The following is a 16,517-nucleotide window of genomic DNA, read 5'->3' as shown; positions in this document are numbered from 1 at the left end:
TATTTACCGCTCGAGGTCAGCATGAACAGCCATTTATCCATCACCGCGTTGATCAATGCGTTGGAGAGTCAACGCTACCAGGCGATGCAGCAAGGTGACCTTGAAACCTTCCAGCGTCTAGCCCATCCCGATCTGGTCTATGTGCACTCAAACGGCGTGAAAGACGATCTCGCCAGCTATCTGAACAAATGCCGCAATGGACTTTATCTCTATCACCGCATTGATCATGCCGTGCATGAAGTCCGGGTGTTCGGCGATACCGTCTTGGCCTTTGGCCAAATGTCTGCCGATATCGTGTCCCACGGCGTTGCCAAAAACCTGAATAACCAAACGCTAAGCGTCTGGACGAAGACTGGGGAGCAGTGGCAACTCATTGCCTATCAGCCCACGCCTATAGCTCAGCGCCCAGCGCCCCCCTCTACCGCTATCTCTGGAGAACTGCCCCATGTCCACGCCCCCATTCGTCTATAACGGCCAGCCGTCACGCGTCCTGTTTGGCAAGGGCTCACTGCAACAACTTGAGGCGGAAATCGATCGCTTAGGCGCCAAGCGAGCCTTGGTGCTCTGCACGCCTGAGCAACGCGCCCAGGCAGAGTTGGTGGTCAAATTGCTCGGTAGCCGGGCAGCCGATATTTTTGATAAGGCGGTGATGCATGTCCCTATCGAAACCGCCCGTGAGGCCCGCGAAGTGGCACGCAAGCTGGGCGCCGACTGCGCCGTCGCCATTGGCGGCGGTTCTACCACAGGGCTGGGCAAGGCCATCGCAATGGACTCCGGCCTGCCGATCCTGGCGATCCCGACCACCTACGCTGGCTCGGAGATGACGCCCGTTTTCGGCCTTACCGAAAACGGCCTCAAGCGCACCGGCAAAGATCTAAGGGTGCTGCCAAAAACCGTCATTTATGACCCTGAACTCACGGTCAGCTTGCCCATCGAGATGTCGATCACCAGCGGCATGAACGCCATCGCACACGCGGCGGAAGGCTTGTACGCCCAAGATGGCAACCCGGTGATGTCATTGATGGCCGAAGAAGGTATCCGCGCGCTGGCCGAAGGCATGAAGAACATACGTCACAACCCGGCCGACCTCGATGCCCGTGGCGACTGCCTGTATGGCGCCTGGCTGTGCGGCACAGTCCTGGGTAACGTCGGTATGGCGCTGCACCACAAGCTTTGTCACACCTTAGGTGGCAGCTTCAATTTGCCCCACGCCCAGACCCACACCATCGTGCTCCCGCACGCCATCGCCTATAACCAGTCGGCAGCACCCGGTTTGGCACGTATTTGCCGGGCACTGGGGGTCGAAGATTGCAGCCCGGCAGCGGCCCTGTTTGACCTTTCAAGCTCGCTGGGTGCACCCACCCGACTCAAGGACCTGGGTTTGACCGAAGCCGACTTGGACCGCGCGACCGATATTGCGCTGTCCAACCCGTATTGGAATCCACGCCCGATCGAAGCCGTCGCCATTCGACAACTGCTTCAGGACGCTTACGAAGGTGTTCGCCCGCAATAAAATCGGGTTAAAACAACGTTCGATCCTAACGCAAAACCCCGCCAGAGCTGCCGCAGGCTGCGATCTTTTGATGTTCAACGTCAACCTATCGCAGCCTGCGGCAGCACCCAAGAGTGAGTGTCACCCTTTTAAATCAATTGCCCCAGCCCACCACGCCCTTGATTTCCAGGAAATCGTGGATGCCCCAGCCCGCATATTCACGGCCATTACCCGACTGTTTGTAGCCGCCAAAAGGCGCAAAGGTGTCCCAACTCGGGTAGTTCAGATACACCGAACCTGCACGCATGCGCCCTGCTACTGCTCGTGCGCGCTCGATGTCGGTGGATTGCACATAAGCGGCCAGACCGTAGACGGTGTCGTTGGCGATTTCAATCGCCTGTTCTTCGGTGTCGTAGGGGATGATCGACAACACGGGGCCAAAAATCTCTTCACGGGAGATGGTCATCTGTGGCTGAACGTTGCCAAACACCGTCGGGCGCACGTAGTAGCCCTTGTCCAGGCCTTCAGGGCGGCCTAAGCCGCCGGTCACCAGAGTGGCGCCCTCTTCGATCCCGGTCTTGATCAGGCCCTGGATCTTGTCGAATTGCGCAGCGCTGATGACAGGCCCCAAGTGAGTGTTGGCGTTCTGCGGGCTGCCGGTAACCAGTTGCTCAGCGGTGTGTTTGGCAATCTGCAACGCACGGGCATGCTGCGCCGCCGGGACCAGCATACGCGTCGGTGCGTCACACGATTGCCCCGAGTTCGAGAAGCAGCCCTGCACGCCCTTGGCAACGGCCACGTCGAAGTCGGCATCTTCCAGCAGGATGTTCGCTGACTTGCCGCCCAGTTCCTGAGCCACGCGCTTGACGGTATCGGCGGCGGCCTTGGCGACCAGGATGCCAGCGCGGGTGGAACCGGTGAACGAGACCATGTCGACGTTTGGGTGGCTGGTCAGTGGCTGGCCAACGTCGGCCCCTGTGCCATTGATCAGGTTGAAGACCCCGGCAGGCACGCCCGCTTCATGCAGAATTTCAGCAAAGATGATGCCGGTCAGCGGGGCGATTTCACTTGGCTTTAGCACCACGGTACAACCCGCCGCAATGGCCGGAGCCACTTTGCAGACGATTTGATTCAGTGGCCAGTTCCACGGGGTGATCAGCGCGCAAACCCCGATAGCTTCACGCACGACGCGGGTGGTGCCGTGTTGCTCACTGAACGAGAACGCCTTCAACGCGCTGATGGTCGATTCCAGGTGTGCACGGCCGCTCCACACTTGCGCATCACGGGCGAAATGCAGTGGCGCGCCCATTTCCTCACTGACGGCCTTGACCAGGTCTTCGTAGCGCAGGTTGTAAACCCGCAGGATTTCTTCCAGCAGCGCCAGACGCTCGTTGACGCGGGTCACCGAGAACGCCGGGAAGGCCTTGGCCGCAGCGGCAACGGCCTTGTTTACGTCCTGTGCGTTACCCACCGCAATGCTGATGAAGGGTTGTTCTGTGGACGGATCGATGACCTCTAGCGTCTGTCCAGACTCCGCGTCGAGCCATTGACCATCGATATAAAATTTCAGCGCATTATTCATATTTTTCTCTCGCAGGGACTGATGGGGTTAGCGCAACACCATCAGATTCAATGATTACTGGGGAAGGCAAACTGCGCCGCTTCATGGCTCGCGCGACGTGGCCAGCGTTGGGTAATTGCTTTTTTACGGGTGTAGAAACGCACGCCATCCGGGCCATAGGCATGCAAGTCACCAAACAGCGAGCGCTTCCATCCGCCAAAGCTGTGGTAGCTCACGGGTACTGGCAGCGGCACGTTAACGCCGACCATACCCACTTCAATTTCATCGCAGAACAGGCGAGCCGCTTCGCCGTCACGGGTGAAGATGCACGTACCGTTGCCGTATTCGTGCTCATTGATCAGTTGCATGGCCTCCTCCAGGCTGCCCACGCGAACAATGCACAGCACCGGGCCGAAGATTTCATCGGTGTAGATGCTCATCTGCGGGGTCACCCGATCAAACAGCGTACCGCCGACAAAGAAGCCGTTTTCGTTACCCGGCACGACCAGGTCGCGACCGTCCACCAACAGTTCAGCCCCCTGGGCAACGCCCGCATCAATGTAGCCCTTGACCTTGTCGCGTGCTGCTCCGGTGACCAACGGCCCCATGTCCAGGCCGTTGGAGGTCCCCGCACCAATTTTCAACGCGCGGACTTGCGGCACCAGTTTTTGCACCAGCGCATCGGCAATCGCATCGCCCACACACACCGCCACCGACAGCGCCATGCAGCGTTCGCCGCAGGAGCCGTAAGCCGCGCCCATCAAGGCGCCGACAGCATTGTCCAGATCCGCATCGGGCATCAGTACGCCATGGTTTTTGGCCCCGCCCAAGGCCTGTACGCGCTTGCCGCGTTTAGTGCCTTCGCTGTAGATGTACTCGGCAATCGGGGTCGAGCCGACAAAGCTCAGGGCTTTGACATGCACAGACTCGATCAAGCCATCGACGGCTTCCTTGTCGCCATGCACCACGCTCATCACGCCCTTGGGCAGGCCCGCTTCGATCAGCAGCTCGGCGATGTACAGGGTAGAGCTGGGGTCGCGCTCGGAAGGCTTGAGGATGAAGCAGTTGCCACAGACGATGGCCAGCGGGTACATCCACAACGGGACCATGGCCGGAAAGTTAAACGGCGTGATGCCTGCCACCACACCCAGCGCCTGCAGGTCGCTCCAGGCATCAATGTCAGGGCCCACATTACGGCTGTAATCACCCTTCAACAGCTCGGGCGCGCCACAGGCGAATTCGACGTTTTCGATGCCGCGCTTGAGTTCGCCAGCGGCGTCTTCGAGGGTCTTGCCGTGCTCCTCGCTGATCATCCGGGCAATCACGGCTTCATGCTCTTCGAGCAGCTGCTTGAAGCGGTACATCACCTGCGCACGCTTGGCCGGTGGCGTTTTGCGCCAGGCCGGGAACGCGGCTTTGGCAGCATCAATGGCCTGCTGCAACGTGGCCGCGTCGGCCAAGGCCACCTGCTTGCTGACCTCGCCAGTAGACGGGTTGTACACATCAGCGGTGCGGCCGGTGCCCTGGACGCGGACACCGTTAATCAGATGAGGAACGATACTGCTCATTGAAACTCTCCAATGCCGGGTAAGCGCGGCTTGCCCGGCAGGTTGTGAATGGCTGACGCGAGCCATGCCCGCGCCTCTGCGCTCAAATGGCTCAGGCCTTGACCGCTGCCTGCAAGGCGATTTCCACCAGAATATTCTCGGCCGCCATGTTGGCTTCAACGGTGGCGCGGGCTGGCAGCGCATCCTGTGGAATCCACTCGCGCCACACAGCGTTCATGGCCGCGAAGTCCTGAACAGCGTGTTTGAGCCAAATCTGCGCAAAGAGGATGTGCGACTTGTCCGAGCCGGCTTCGGCCAGCAGCGCGTCAATTCGTGCCAGGATTTGAGCCGTTTGCCCGGCGACATCCTGGGTACGGTCAGCCGGAACCTGACCCGTGATGTAGACAATGCCGTTGTGAACCAGCGCGTGGCTGAGCAGCCCAGGGTTAGGTTGCAGGCGAGTGATGGTCATAGAGGTGACTCCTTGTGGGGATTAGAGGGGGTGGATCAGGCGATTTTCAGCACCGTGCGACCGACCAGTTGGCCCTGACGCATGCGCGCAAAGATGTCGTTGATGTCTTCCAGGCGCTCAAGGCTGATCTGCGCCTTGACCTGGCCACGGGCGGCAAACGCCACCGCTTCGTTGAGGTCGTGGCGAGTGCCGATGTTGGAGCCGGTGATCGACAACTCCCAGCCGCTGATACTGGATATTGAGGCGCGAACAGTGTCGGCATCGCCGCCCGGCAAGCCGATGAAGACTGCTGTACCGCCGGGGCGCAGCATCTTGATTGACTGTTCAAAGGCGGCATTCGAGGTGGCTGTCACCAGCACCGCATGCACGCCACCGGGAATCTGTTGCTTGAGGGTTTCAATCGGGTTGTCGAGCGCGTTGATCAGGCACTCGGCGCCATAGCTGCGGGCCAATTCGAGTTTGTCGGCAGACACATCAATCGCCGCCACGCGCAGCCCCATGGCGATGGCGTACTGCACGGCCACATGCCCAAGGCCGCCGATACCCATGACGGCCACCCATTGTCCGGGCCGGGCACGCGAGCGCATCAAGCCGCGATACGTGGTCACGCCCGCGCAAAGGATCGGCGCCAATGCATACAGATCCACATCGGGCGCGATGGTGGCGACGAAGGCAGCAGGCGCAATCATGTATTCGGCATAGCCGCCCTGCTTGCTGTAGCCAGTGGATTCGCGGCGCTCACAGATGGTTTCCATGCCGCCCAGGCAAAATTCGCAGGTGCCGCAGGCGCTGTACATCCACGGCATGCCGACGGCTGTGCCGATGGCAGGCTGGGTCACACCCGCACCATGAGCCGCCACATGGCCGGTGATTTCATGGCCCGGAATCAGCGGCAAGGTCGGCAAGTCCGACCAGTCACCGTCCATGGCGTGCAGATCACTGTGACACACGCCACAGGCAACGATCCGAATCAGGATTTCACCAGGGCCTGGCTGCGGGATCGGCACCTGTTCGATACGCAGTGGCTCGCCGACAGCGTGCAGGACGGCAGCCTTCATGGTTTGACTCATCGCTCTCTCCAGAGATAAACACCCGAATATCGGGCAAAGCGGCACCTATACCGTGAACTCGGCCTGATACAAGTCAGTTAAGTCATGCATGCCCCTTGTGGGAGCTGGCTTGCCAGCGATGGTAATGGCACGGTCTGACCGTCAAGACCGCATCGCTACCATCGCTGGCAAGCCAGACTCCCACAGATTTCTCGCAGCACTTGAAACAGCGTTCGCTTAACTGGCTGGCATCAGGGCTAAACCCGCAGCAGTGGTTATGGGGTTAAAAGGGTTAGCCCACAGGGCGCAAGCTGCGTGTCGCGCTTGCGATGGTCCGTGCGGTGTTGATCACTTTTGGCGCCAGTTGCTTGCGCGCATCGTCGAGGCTCCAGCGGCTGAACGGCACCGAAATATTGACCGCCCCCAGCGGATAGCCATCAGCATTGACCACCGCAGCGGCGACGCTGATGTCACCGGCATAATATTCTTCCTGGGCGTAGGCATAACCTTCACTGCGGGCCTCGGCGACAATGGCGCGCAACTGATCCAGGTCAGTGACGGTACTGGCTGTGTAACCCCGACGCTCGGAGGCAATCAGAATGGCATCGGCCTCGCTTGGCGGCAGTGCGGCCAGGTAAGCACGGCCAGCCGAGGTGCAATACATCGGCAGGTGGCGCCCCAGTGGCATGTGAATCGAGATTTGCTTGTGGCTGGGGAAGCGCGCGACGTAGAGCATGTCCAGCGCACAAGGCTCAAGCAGGTTGCAGCTTTCTTCAACGTCGCGGTTGAGTTCATGCAAGTACGGGTTGGCGCGTTCGATCAGCTCGCTGGTTTGCAAATAACCGGTGCCAAGGTCGAGGGATTTGGGGGCCAGGCGAAAACGCTTGGTGACCGGGTCTTTGTACAAGTAGCCCAGCGCTTCAAGGGTGAAGGCTGAACGTTGTACGGCACTTTTGTTCAGCCCCGTCGCTTCGGCCAGTTCAATCAGGCTCATGCTCGGGCGCCCGGCGCGAAAGGCCGTCAGCAGTGATAGCCCTTTGGACAGAGCAGTAATGAACAGTGGCGAGTCTTCTAGGGAACTCATGGTTGTTTCCTTATTTTGCCGCTAGGCATATCAATCACGGTGCTTATCAGGGATCAAGCGCTGTTCGTTATTCAAAATGACTCAATACAATGCCGGGTTCTACGACCGGCTGGTTGCGTGTAAATCGGTCTACCGCGAACGGACGCATGCGTTCGTCGACTTGGCCGCTGACAATGGCCTTGGCCAGTAACTCTCCGGCCGCCGGAGCGCCCGCGTGGCCGTAACACCAGCCCGCACTGACGAACAATCCGGGCAGGTCATGGTGGGCGCCCAACAGCGGCCCGAAATCCTTGGAGATGTGCACCAGCCCGGCCCACTGCCGCAAGATACGGGCATGCCCCAGTTGAGGGAACATTTGCAGATACGCCTTGGCTGTCGCGGCCATCACTGGCACGTCGGCATTCAAGGTGTTTTGCGGGCGCTCGGCCACTTCTGCGCCACCCACCACTTCGCCGCGCGCAGTCTGGTGCATGTAGCAAAGGCGATCCAGCAGCGCCACCGCAGGTCCTATCAATGGCCGCATCGGTTCCAGCGCCATGGCTTCCAGGCGCATCGGGTAACCGTCCAGCGGCACACCGGCCAGTTGCGCCAGGCGGTTGCTTTCGGCACCACCGGCCAACACCAGCGTGTCGGTGCGCAGCCGCTGATCGCCCACCCGTACACCCGAGACGCGCCCGGCACTGCGGTCGATGGCACTGACTTCGGTGCGGTAATGAATGCTCACCCCACGGGCAACGCAGGCCTGACGATAGGCATACATCGCGGCATGGTGCGGCGCGACGCCACTGTCGGGCAGGTGCAGCGCAGCGCTGACGCGCTCGTGTGCCAGGGCTGGCAGCACGTCGCGCAGTTGCGCAGCGCTCAGCAGGCTGGAGTTGATGCCGCAGGCCCGGTGCACGTCAAGCGTGCGATCGAGCAACGCTGCCGTGCTGCTGCGCTCGCCGATCATGGTGTAGCCCCGGCGCGAGTACATGACGTTCTCGCCCAGACGCTTGGACAAGCCCTGCCACAGGCTGCACGAATGGGCGAAAAAGCGCGTCCATTCCGGTGAGCTGAATGCGCCGCGAATCAGCGTGCCGTTGCGCCCCGAAGCGCCGCCCTGCCAGTAACCGGCGTCGAGCACCACAATGTCACGCACGCCCAGTTCAGCCAGGTTGAAGGCCAGCGACAGGCCTTGAATGCCTGCGCCAACGATGATGATCGAGGCCTGAGCAGGTAAAGGGTTCAGGTTGTTCATTGCAAGGGCTCCACCACATCGGCAAGGCCCGCTGCTTGCGCAACGCTCAGCGCACGACGTGGCGGGCGTAGCGTTGGTCGGGGCAGCATGTCCAGCGGGATGCCGCTGCGGGCACTGACAAACGCACGCAGCAAGTCCCAGCACGGCTGGCCCTGACAAGGCCCCATGCCACAGGAGGTCAGGCGTTTGATCACTTCAAGGTCGGTAATGCCCTGCTCAATCAATGCCTCCACTTCATGGCAAGACACGTCGAAACACGGGCATAACAAGGCCTGATAGCGAGACCTTGCAGCCACCGGCAACAATTGATCAGGCTCAGCCGACGAACCCACACGACGCAAGCGGCTCTGGCGTTGTTCACGCAATTGCAGCAAGCCCTCGGCGCGGCTTTGGAAGGTCAGACTGGCATCGACCAGCCACGGCCCGGCATGCACCAGCGCGTCGCACGTGACAGGCTGGTCAAACATCGCCGCCGTCACGGCATGGCGGCCAATCACCCGACGCAGTTCGGTCACCGGCTTCACGGCCACGACATTCACCCCTAACTCACGCAAACGACTGGCCAGGGCTGCCTCATCACCGTTGCCGACCACAACCACCTGCGCCCCGGGTGCTACAGCCTGTTCATGGGCCATGATCAGCGTCGACCGCGCATCCATCACACCGGGCAGCCACATGTTAGGGATCACCGGCGGGCACGTACGACGGCCAGTGGCCAGCACCACTTCATCCGCCTCCAGCGCCAAAGCGCCTTGCGCGGGATCATGGGGCGCGCCAAGTAGCAGTTCGCCTTCGCGGTAAGCGCCGAACACTTCAACGCCAGTCACTCGCTGTACCCGCGCATCCAGTACAGGTCGCGGCTGGCCCGCGCTGTGTGCGAATCGGCCCAGGTCATGACCCCGGGTGACCAGCACCACGCTGCGCCCCGCACTCGCGGCTTGATTGGCGATGGCGCAGCCCGCAGGGCCGCCGCCGATGACCAGCACCTCAGCACTCACGTAGCGCCCCGGCGGCACAGTCACTTCGCCCGTACGCTCAGCCGGTTTGGCAACCCCAGCGAGGAAAGCAAGCATCGCCTCCCAACGCTGGAACAGTGCCGTGCCGCTGGGCACCAGGTTCGTGTGCTCGAACCCGCCCTGAATCCAACTGGCGGGAATCAGCCGCGACAGGCGCAGCACATCGAACGCCGGGCTTGGCCAGCAATTCTGCATCTCGACCCGCACCCCGGCAGTGACCGGCAACAGGTCAAGGCGCACGTTCGGCACCCCGTCCACCCGCGCCAGCACCCCGGCAATGTAGCTCCCTGAATAGCTCAGCGGACGATGGGATTTACGCGTCCAGGCGAACGTTTTGATGCCATTGGCCAACAGCGCGGCGGCCAGGCTCTCGCCCTGGCGCCCCTGCAAGGCTCGGCCGTTCCAGAAAAATTCGACCGTCTGCGTGCTGGCATGTGCAAGGCGCAGGTTGACCCTACTCATTCAACGGCCCTCCCGGCCTTGCGCTTCGCCATGATGCTGATGCACAGCATGATGATCGACAGCAACGTCATCAGCGTGGCGACCACTGCAATCAGCGGATCGATCTCCGAGCGCAGTGAGCTGAACATACGCTTGGTCAGCGTGGAGCTGTCGCCACCACTGATGAACAGCGAAATCACCGCCTCATCAAGGGAAATGGCAAACGCGAACATGGCAGCGGCAATCACTGAAAAACGGATTTGCGGCAAAGTCACGTCGAAAAACGCCCGTAACCGGCTGGCGCCGAGGATACAGGCTGCCTGCTCCTGGGTCATGTCGTAGCTGCGCAACCCCGCACTGACGTTGATCACCACATAAGGCAAGGCCAGCAGCGTGTGCGCCAGCACCAAGCCCGGGATGGTGTTGTTCAGGTCAAAGCGGGCATAGACGAAGAACAAGCCAATGGCGATGAAAATCGTCGGCACAATCATCGGCGCCATCAGCAACCCGCGCAGCACGCCCGACAGCCGCGATTGAGTGACATGCAACGAGTACGCGGCGGCCGTGCCCAGGGTAGTCGCCAGCACCATGACCAGCGACGCGGTGATCAGCGAGACCTGCGTGGCGCTGCGCCATTCCAGTGACTCGAAATACTTGAGGAATGGCTCGATGCTGAACGACTTGGGCGGAAAGCTCAGGTAGCGCGCATCAGAGAACGACATCGGGATCACAATCAGCGTGGGCAGTACCAGGAAGATCATGGTTGCCAACACCAGCACGTACAGCCAGGAGCCGCGCACGGCTGCCATCAGGTTTTGTTTGAGTCGGACCATGATTTCACTCGCTGCGCCGGCCGAGGCCCGCGCTTTTCTTGACAAGAAACAGCATCAACAAGGTGGCCAACAGCAGCACCACACCCAACGACGAAGCCGCCCCCCAGTTGGCGTACATCGAAACGTCGCTCTCGATACGCATGGAGATCATCTGCACCTTGCCGCCACCCAGCAGCGCCGGGGTCACGTAGAAGCCCAGCGTGATGACGAACACCAGCGTCGCCCCTGCCGCCAGCCCCGGCCGCGAAAGCGGCAGAAACACATCGCGAAAAGCCCGCGATGGTGACGCACCGAACGCTGCGGCCGCCTGGCTGTAGATCGGGTCGATGCTTTTCATCGCCGCGTACAACGGCAGAATCATGAACGGCAGCATGATGTGCACCATGCCGATAACCGTGCCGGTCAGGTTATGCACCAGCGCCAGCGGCCCATCGGTGATACCCAGGCCCATCAGCAGTTCATTGGCAATGCCGCGACGCTGCAAAATGATCAGCCAGGCATACGTGCGCACCAGCAACGACGTCCATAGCGACACCAACAACAGCGCCATCGCCAGATTGGCCAGCCAGCGCGGCCCCTTGATCATGAAGTAGGCATAGGGATAACCTATCAGCACGCAGGCGACGGTGACAATCATGCCGATCTTGAACGTCTGCACGAAGGTCAGGACATAGATCGGCTCCAGCAGCCGGGTGTAGTTCTCTATGGTCAGTTGGCCATCGGCGTTGAACAGCGACAGCCAGAACAACCAGCCAATCGGCAAAACGAACGTCAGCAGCACCAGCAACAGTGCAGGCAACCCGGACCCGAAAAGGAACCAGTGCTGACGCCGTTGCGCGTTACGCAGACCGCGCGCATTGAGCGGCCCCAGAGTGGCGCTGCTCATTGATCGTCTCCCACCAGCAGTGTGTCTTGCAGATGCAGGCCCAGGACCACAGCCTCGCCACGGGCAGGCAAGCGGTTATTCGCGGAGCTGTTGGTTGGCCGACGAATCGCCACGGACATGCCTTCGCCGAGATCGATCTGCACCAATTGGCTTTCGCCCTGGAAGATCACGTCGGTGACATGGCCGTGCAACAGGTTGTAATCGCTGGCATCTGCCGTGACGAATTGCAGTTTTTCCGGGCGTACCACCAGGCTCGGGTTCTTCACTGCGGCGGATACCGCAGCGCCGCGCACTGGGCGCCCTTGAAACAGCGCCTGCCCCCCAGCCAGGGTCACGGGCAGACAGGACGACTCGCCGACGAATTCGGCAATGAAACGGTTGGCCGGGCGCTCGTACAAATTTACCGGGGTATCGATCTGGCGAATCCGGCCCTTGCTCATGACCGCGATCCGATCAGACATGGTCAGCGCTTCACGCTGGTCGTGCGTGACATAGACCACAGTCATGCCCAGACGCTCGTGCAGACGCCGCAACTCCAGTTGCATGGTTTCGCGCAGGCGTTTGTCGAGGGCTGAAAGCGGCTCGTCCATCAACAGGATTTTAGGTTCGAAGACAATCGCACGGGCCAGCGCAATGCGCTGACGCTGGCCGCCCGACATCTCGGTAATGCCGCGCTCGATCAAGTGATCCAGCTCAACAGTCGCCAGTGCCTGCTCAACCCGCTGGCGTATCTCTGCACGTTTGTAGCCGCGCAACTTCAACGGATAGGCGACGTTCTGAAACACGTTCATGTGCGGGAACAACGCGTAGCTTTGAAACATCATGCCCACGTCGCGTTTGTGCGGCGGCTCGAAGATCATCTCGCGTCCGCCAAAACGGATGCTGCCTGCATCGGGACGAACAAACCCGGCCAGCGCCATCAACAGCGTGGTTTTGCCGGAGCCGGAGGAGCCCAGCAACGACAAGAATTCACCGCTTTTGATCGACAGCGACACATCATCCAACGCAGCAAAACTGTCGTAGGTCTTGGTCAGCTTTTCGATGTCGATCGACATCGAAAGTTTATGGTGTTCGGACATATTCACACTCGGCACATTCGGACGTCTGGCGCCCTTTTTCTCGAAGAGGGGGCGCCACAGGCACCCCACCCCACTTCTTAGTTAGCGAGGAACAGGGCAAACCGCTGGCGAACCGCTTCCTGGTTCTTGACCCACCACTCGGGCGACACCGAGACCACTTTGTTGATATTTTGCGGCGACGTTGGCAGCCGCGCCGCCAATTCATCGGTAATAATCGGCAACGCGTAAGCCTGGCTGTTCACCGGGGAGTACGGAATCAGCGTTGCCAATGTGGCCTGGCTCTCTGGCTTCATGATCTGGGCGATCAACTTCATCGCCAGTGCCTTGTTCGCTGCGCCTTTGGGCACGATCAGGCAGTCATGGCTCAACAAGGCGCCATCAAAGCTGTAGTTGACCTTGTCACCGCTGGCCTTGACCTCGTTGACCCGGCCATTCCAGATCGCCAGAAAATCAACTTCACGGCTACGCAACAACTGTGCCGAATCGGCGCCTGCGCTCCACCAGTTCACGACCTGTGGCTTGATCCGATCGAGCACTTTGATAGCCCGCTCGACATCCAGTGGATACAGGTCTTTGGGGGCGACGCCGTCGCCTAGCAACGCGGCTTCCATGGTCAGCCACGGCTGGCGGTATAAGGCGCGAGCACCTTTAACGTTCGGGTCGAAAAACTGCTGCCAGTTCTTCGCGACAGGTGCACCGGTGTCTTCTGCCCACGCCACCACGGTGGCGTAAGCGTGACTGGCGATCCAATGGCTACTGACCACGGATTGGTCCACGTGGGAGGCATCAATCACCGAGTAGTCCAGCGGCTCAGCCAAGCCTTCCTGCTGAGCCTGGGCACACTCGGTGCTGCCCAACTCCACCACGTCCCACTTGGGTTTTCCCGACATGACCTGAGCACGAACCGCCGCCAGGCCGTCCATGTTGTCTTCTTTGATGGTCACCCCCAGCGCCTTGGCGGCGGGTTCGAGATAGGCTTTGCGCTCAGCGTCCTGCAAGGCCCCGCCCCAGCCCGAAAAGGTCAGGCTCTGAGCCAAAACCGGGAAGCTTGCACCCCACGCCAGAGAAGCAAAAACGGCGCCGTGCAACAGGTTTTTCTTGAAACTGGTCATAGTCGCCGCCTTCTTAATTCTGAATGAATACATCGAAACGGCGCTGAACCTCGGCTTGATGTGACTGCCACCAGACCGGATCAAAAAACACCACTTTGTCGATATTGGCGGGAGCCGTCGGCAAGGTGGCTGCCATGTCCGCAGGAATGATCCCGGTGTCGTACGCCTTGACGTTGATCGGCGGGTTTGGAATCAAGGTCACCAGGGTCGCCTGGCTATGGGGCTTCATGATTTCTGCGACCAGCTTCATGGCCAGTTCTTTGTTGGGTGCGCCTTTTGGCACTACCACGCAGTCGTAATCCACCAGCGCATGGTCATAGGTGTAGTTAACATCCTCGCCGGACTTCTTCAGTTCATCGGCACGCGACGCCCAGATGGCCAGCGCATCCACTTCACGACTGCGCAATAACTGTGCAGAGTCCGTGCCGCTGCGCCACCAATTGACCACCTGCGGTTTGATGCGCTCCAGCACCTTGAACGCACGATCGACATCCAGCGGGTACAGCGCCTTTGGAGAAACACCATCGGCGATCAACGCCAGTTCCAGCGTGGTGTAAGGCTGGCGGTACATGGAGCGGGAGGCTTTCACCGAAGGGTCAAAGAACGCTTTCCAGTCTTTCGGCGCGGGGCTTGCCGCATCATTTGCCCAGGCCAGCACCGTGGAATAGGCATTACTGGCAATCCAGTTTTTGCCGTAGAAGTTAGAAGCCACGCCGTCAGTGCTGATCACCGAGTAGTCGAGCGGCTCAGTCAGGCCCTGCTCTTGCGCCATCACGCAATCATTGGAAGCCAGTTCGACCACATCCCACTTGGGTTTGCCTGACATCACTTGCGCACGCACAGCCGCGAGGCCGTCCATGTTGTCTTCCTTGATGGTGATACCCAGCGCCTTTTCCGCAGGCTTGAGATAAGCCGTGCGTTCGGCATCCTGTAACGCCCCTCCCCAGCCCGCGAAGGTGACAGTACCCGCCGCCTGTACCTGTGCCCCTGTACAGAGGGTCACTGCAAGCGCCAAACCTGATAGCCGCTTATTGATTGATCGCATTTCAACTCCTGGGATTGTTGTAATTAGACAGTTGAATAAAACGCCGGGCTTTATTGCCCTTATCACTCTTCTTATTAGTCAGCGCGGGTGAAATGCGCCCTCGCTTGCTCGACCTGCTGCTTTATTGCTCGAATCGGTTGCTACTGCGCGTCTTTAAAGCGATACCAGGCGTACGCCATGCGCTGGCCCATGCGCAGAAACGGCTGGAACGGGAAACGCTTGGGACTCTGATGAAGAAAGTCGACGGCCGTGGGTTTCGGGTCACCCGCCACCATCTGCGCCAGACGTTTACCCACTTGCACGGAGAAAGAAACCCCGCTGCCGGCATAACCGCCCCCTGAAAAAACGTTTTCCAGCTCGGGCAACCGATAAATAAACGGCAACGAACTCTCGCTGACAGCAACCCACCCGCCCCAGTTGTAATCCACTTCGATACCTGTGAGGGCCGGAAACTTGCGGCACAACGCATCGTGCAGGTTTTGTCGGTGTTGCGGGCTTTCAGACTCGCGACCGGTGATCGCACTGCGCCCGCCAAACAGAATGCGGTCATCCGGCAGACGGCGGTAATACGAGAGCAGATTGCGGGTATCGAACATGCACTCACTGCCGGGCAACGTCTGACGTTTCTCTTCGGCGCTGAGCGGGCGCGTCACGATAATTTGCGAATGAACCGGCAAGACTCGCCCGGCAGTCGCGCTGTTGAGTGTGGTGGAGGTGTAGCCATTGGTGGCGACCACCACCTTGCGCGCCGTCACTACACCGCCCGGCGTGACCAGTCGATGGCTGCCTTTGCTGCTGGTCCAGTCCACCACCGGTGAGCCAACATGCACCGTGGCTCCGGCTTCGCGGGCCAAGCGATGAATACCCCAGGCCAGCTTGAGCGGGTGCATTGAAAAACCATCGGGCATATACAGCGCACCGAATGATTCGGCCCCGCGATGCACGTCTTGCACCTGGGCTTCACTGACAAACTGCGCCGCGTAGTTCAGCACATCGTTATACAGCCCGACTTCTCGCTTGAGTGCATCGACATGCTTGGCCTGACTGGCCACCTTAAACACGCCATCGGGCTGCACGTCGCAATCGATATTGCCCTCGCGAATCAGCCCACGGACGGTATTCAGCGCGGCGGTCATCTCAGCAAAATAGTGCTTGGCTTCGCGCTCGCCATAGCGGCTGATCAATTCAGCGAGCGGCACCCTTCCCCCTGAAATGCGCGCAAAACTGCCATTGCGACCACTGCATCCCCAAGCGACCTGGTTTGCTTCAAGCACCACCGCGCGAACGCCGTGTTCGCGGGCCAGGTGCAAGGCACAGCTCAGGCCTGTGTAACCCGCGCCGATGATCGCCACATCCACATCAATGTCATGGGTCAGCGGACCATCATCCTGCGGTGCAACCCCCGCCGTATCCACCCAGTAAGAAGAGGAATGTGGCGCTCCGATACCTGGATGAGCATTGACTAGAGGATCGTACAATTTAATCTCCGTATCGCTGTGCGATATATGCGAATCGATTAAATGCAATACTCGATCACATTAGTATTTGTGTCAATCGCAAATAGAGCACCATAAATTAATTAATATCCGCAGAGGCGGCGTTCAGAAAAGGTGTTAACAGCTATCTATTTGAAATATTTGAGTATTTTAAAAAGACATAGCCG

The 16,517-nt window shown here is 60.0% G+C and carries 15 protein-coding genes; 2 read left to right on the top strand and 13 right to left on the bottom strand.

All coding sequences use genetic code 11. The features are described from left to right. Nucleotides 1-21 precede the first annotated feature (21 nt). Nucleotides 22-471, top strand: a complete 450-nt coding sequence (locus tag RHM56_RS11675; RefSeq protein WP_322241355.1) for a nuclear transport factor 2 family protein — start codon at nt 22-24, stop codon at nt 469-471. After that, nucleotides 446-1,513, top strand: coding sequence for a maleylacetate reductase (locus RHM56_RS11670; RefSeq protein ID WP_322241353.1), 1,068 nt, complete (start codon nt 446-448; stop codon nt 1,511-1,513). Before RHM56_RS11675 ends, RHM56_RS11670 begins: the two co-directional genes overlap by 26 nt. A 133-nt stretch (nt 1,514-1,646) precedes the next feature. Here RHM56_RS11670 and RHM56_RS11665 read toward each other — a convergent pair whose 3' ends face one another. The 13 genes from RHM56_RS11665 to RHM56_RS11605 form a co-directional block, all read right to left on the bottom strand. After that, a complete protein-coding gene (locus RHM56_RS11665) occupies nt 1,647-3,074 on the bottom strand; it encodes an aldehyde dehydrogenase family protein (RefSeq protein WP_322241352.1) in 1,428 nt (475 codons plus the stop codon). Between the two features lie 47 nt (nt 3,075-3,121). Further along, nucleotides 3,122-4,621 carry a CoA-acylating methylmalonate-semialdehyde dehydrogenase gene (locus RHM56_RS11660; protein ID WP_322241351.1) on the bottom strand — a complete coding sequence of 500 codons (1,500 nt, stop codon included), beginning with the start codon at nt 4,619-4,621 and terminating at the stop codon, nt 3,122-3,124. 91 nt (nt 4,622-4,712) lie between these two features. Beyond that, nucleotides 4,713-5,072, bottom strand: coding sequence for a RidA family protein (locus RHM56_RS11655; protein ID WP_322241350.1), 360 nt, complete (start codon nt 5,070-5,072; stop codon nt 4,713-4,715). Between the two features lie 35 nt (nt 5,073-5,107). Next, nucleotides 5,108-6,142, bottom strand: coding sequence for a zinc-dependent alcohol dehydrogenase (locus tag RHM56_RS11650; protein ID WP_322241349.1), 1,035 nt, complete (start codon nt 6,140-6,142; stop codon nt 5,108-5,110). A 271-nt stretch (nt 6,143-6,413) separates the two neighbouring features. After that, the gene (locus RHM56_RS11645) at nt 6,414-7,205 is read right to left on the bottom strand and encodes an IclR family transcriptional regulator (protein WP_322241347.1); all 792 of its coding nucleotides are present in this window, start codon (nt 7,203-7,205) and stop codon (nt 6,414-6,416) included. Between the two features lie 67 nt (nt 7,206-7,272). Continuing rightward, on the bottom strand, nt 7,273-8,442 hold the full coding sequence (locus RHM56_RS11640) for an NAD(P)/FAD-dependent oxidoreductase (RefSeq protein ID WP_322241346.1): 1,170 nt from the start codon (nt 8,440-8,442) through the stop codon (nt 7,273-7,275). Next, on the bottom strand, nt 8,439-9,920 hold the full coding sequence (locus tag RHM56_RS11635; protein WP_322241345.1) for a 2Fe-2S iron-sulfur cluster-binding protein: 1,482 nt from the start codon (nt 9,918-9,920) through the stop codon (nt 8,439-8,441). The genes RHM56_RS11640 and RHM56_RS11635 overlap by 4 nt, the downstream gene beginning before the upstream one ends. Continuing rightward, on the bottom strand, nt 9,917-10,732 hold the full coding sequence (locus RHM56_RS11630) for an ABC transporter permease (protein WP_322241344.1): 816 nt from the start codon (nt 10,730-10,732) through the stop codon (nt 9,917-9,919). Before RHM56_RS11630 ends, RHM56_RS11635 begins: the two co-directional genes overlap by 4 nt. Nucleotides 10,733-10,736: 4 nt before the next feature. Next, nucleotides 10,737-11,618 carry an ABC transporter permease gene (locus RHM56_RS11625; RefSeq protein WP_322241343.1) on the bottom strand — a complete coding sequence of 294 codons (882 nt, stop codon included), beginning with the start codon at nt 11,616-11,618 and terminating at the stop codon, nt 10,737-10,739. After that, nucleotides 11,615-12,697 (bottom strand): ABC transporter ATP-binding protein, encoded by a 1,083-nt coding sequence (locus tag RHM56_RS11620; RefSeq protein WP_416194898.1) that lies wholly within the window; start codon nt 12,695-12,697, stop codon nt 11,615-11,617. The genes RHM56_RS11625 and RHM56_RS11620 overlap by 4 nt, the downstream gene beginning before the upstream one ends. A 77-nt stretch (nt 12,698-12,774) precedes the next feature. Continuing rightward, nucleotides 12,775-13,809 (bottom strand): ABC transporter substrate-binding protein, encoded by a 1,035-nt coding sequence (locus tag RHM56_RS11615; RefSeq protein WP_322241342.1) that lies wholly within the window; start codon nt 13,807-13,809, stop codon nt 12,775-12,777. Nucleotides 13,810-13,822: 13 nt separating this feature from the next. Next, nucleotides 13,823-14,854, bottom strand: coding sequence for an ABC transporter substrate-binding protein (locus tag RHM56_RS11610; RefSeq protein WP_322241341.1), 1,032 nt, complete (start codon nt 14,852-14,854; stop codon nt 13,823-13,825). A gap of 140 nt (nt 14,855-14,994) precedes the next feature. Further along, nucleotides 14,995-16,332: an FAD-binding oxidoreductase gene (locus RHM56_RS11605; RefSeq protein WP_322241340.1), complete on the bottom strand. Its 1,338-nt coding sequence runs from the start codon at nt 16,330-16,332 to the stop codon at nt 14,995-14,997. Between the last annotated feature and the right edge of the window lie 185 nt (nt 16,333-16,517).

The sequence above is a fragment of the Pseudomonas sp. CCC3.1 genome (assembly GCF_034347405.1).
Lineage (GTDB): Bacteria > Pseudomonadota > Gammaproteobacteria > Pseudomonadales > Pseudomonadaceae > Aquipseudomonas.
This window is presented reverse-complemented; position numbering and strand designations above follow the sequence as displayed.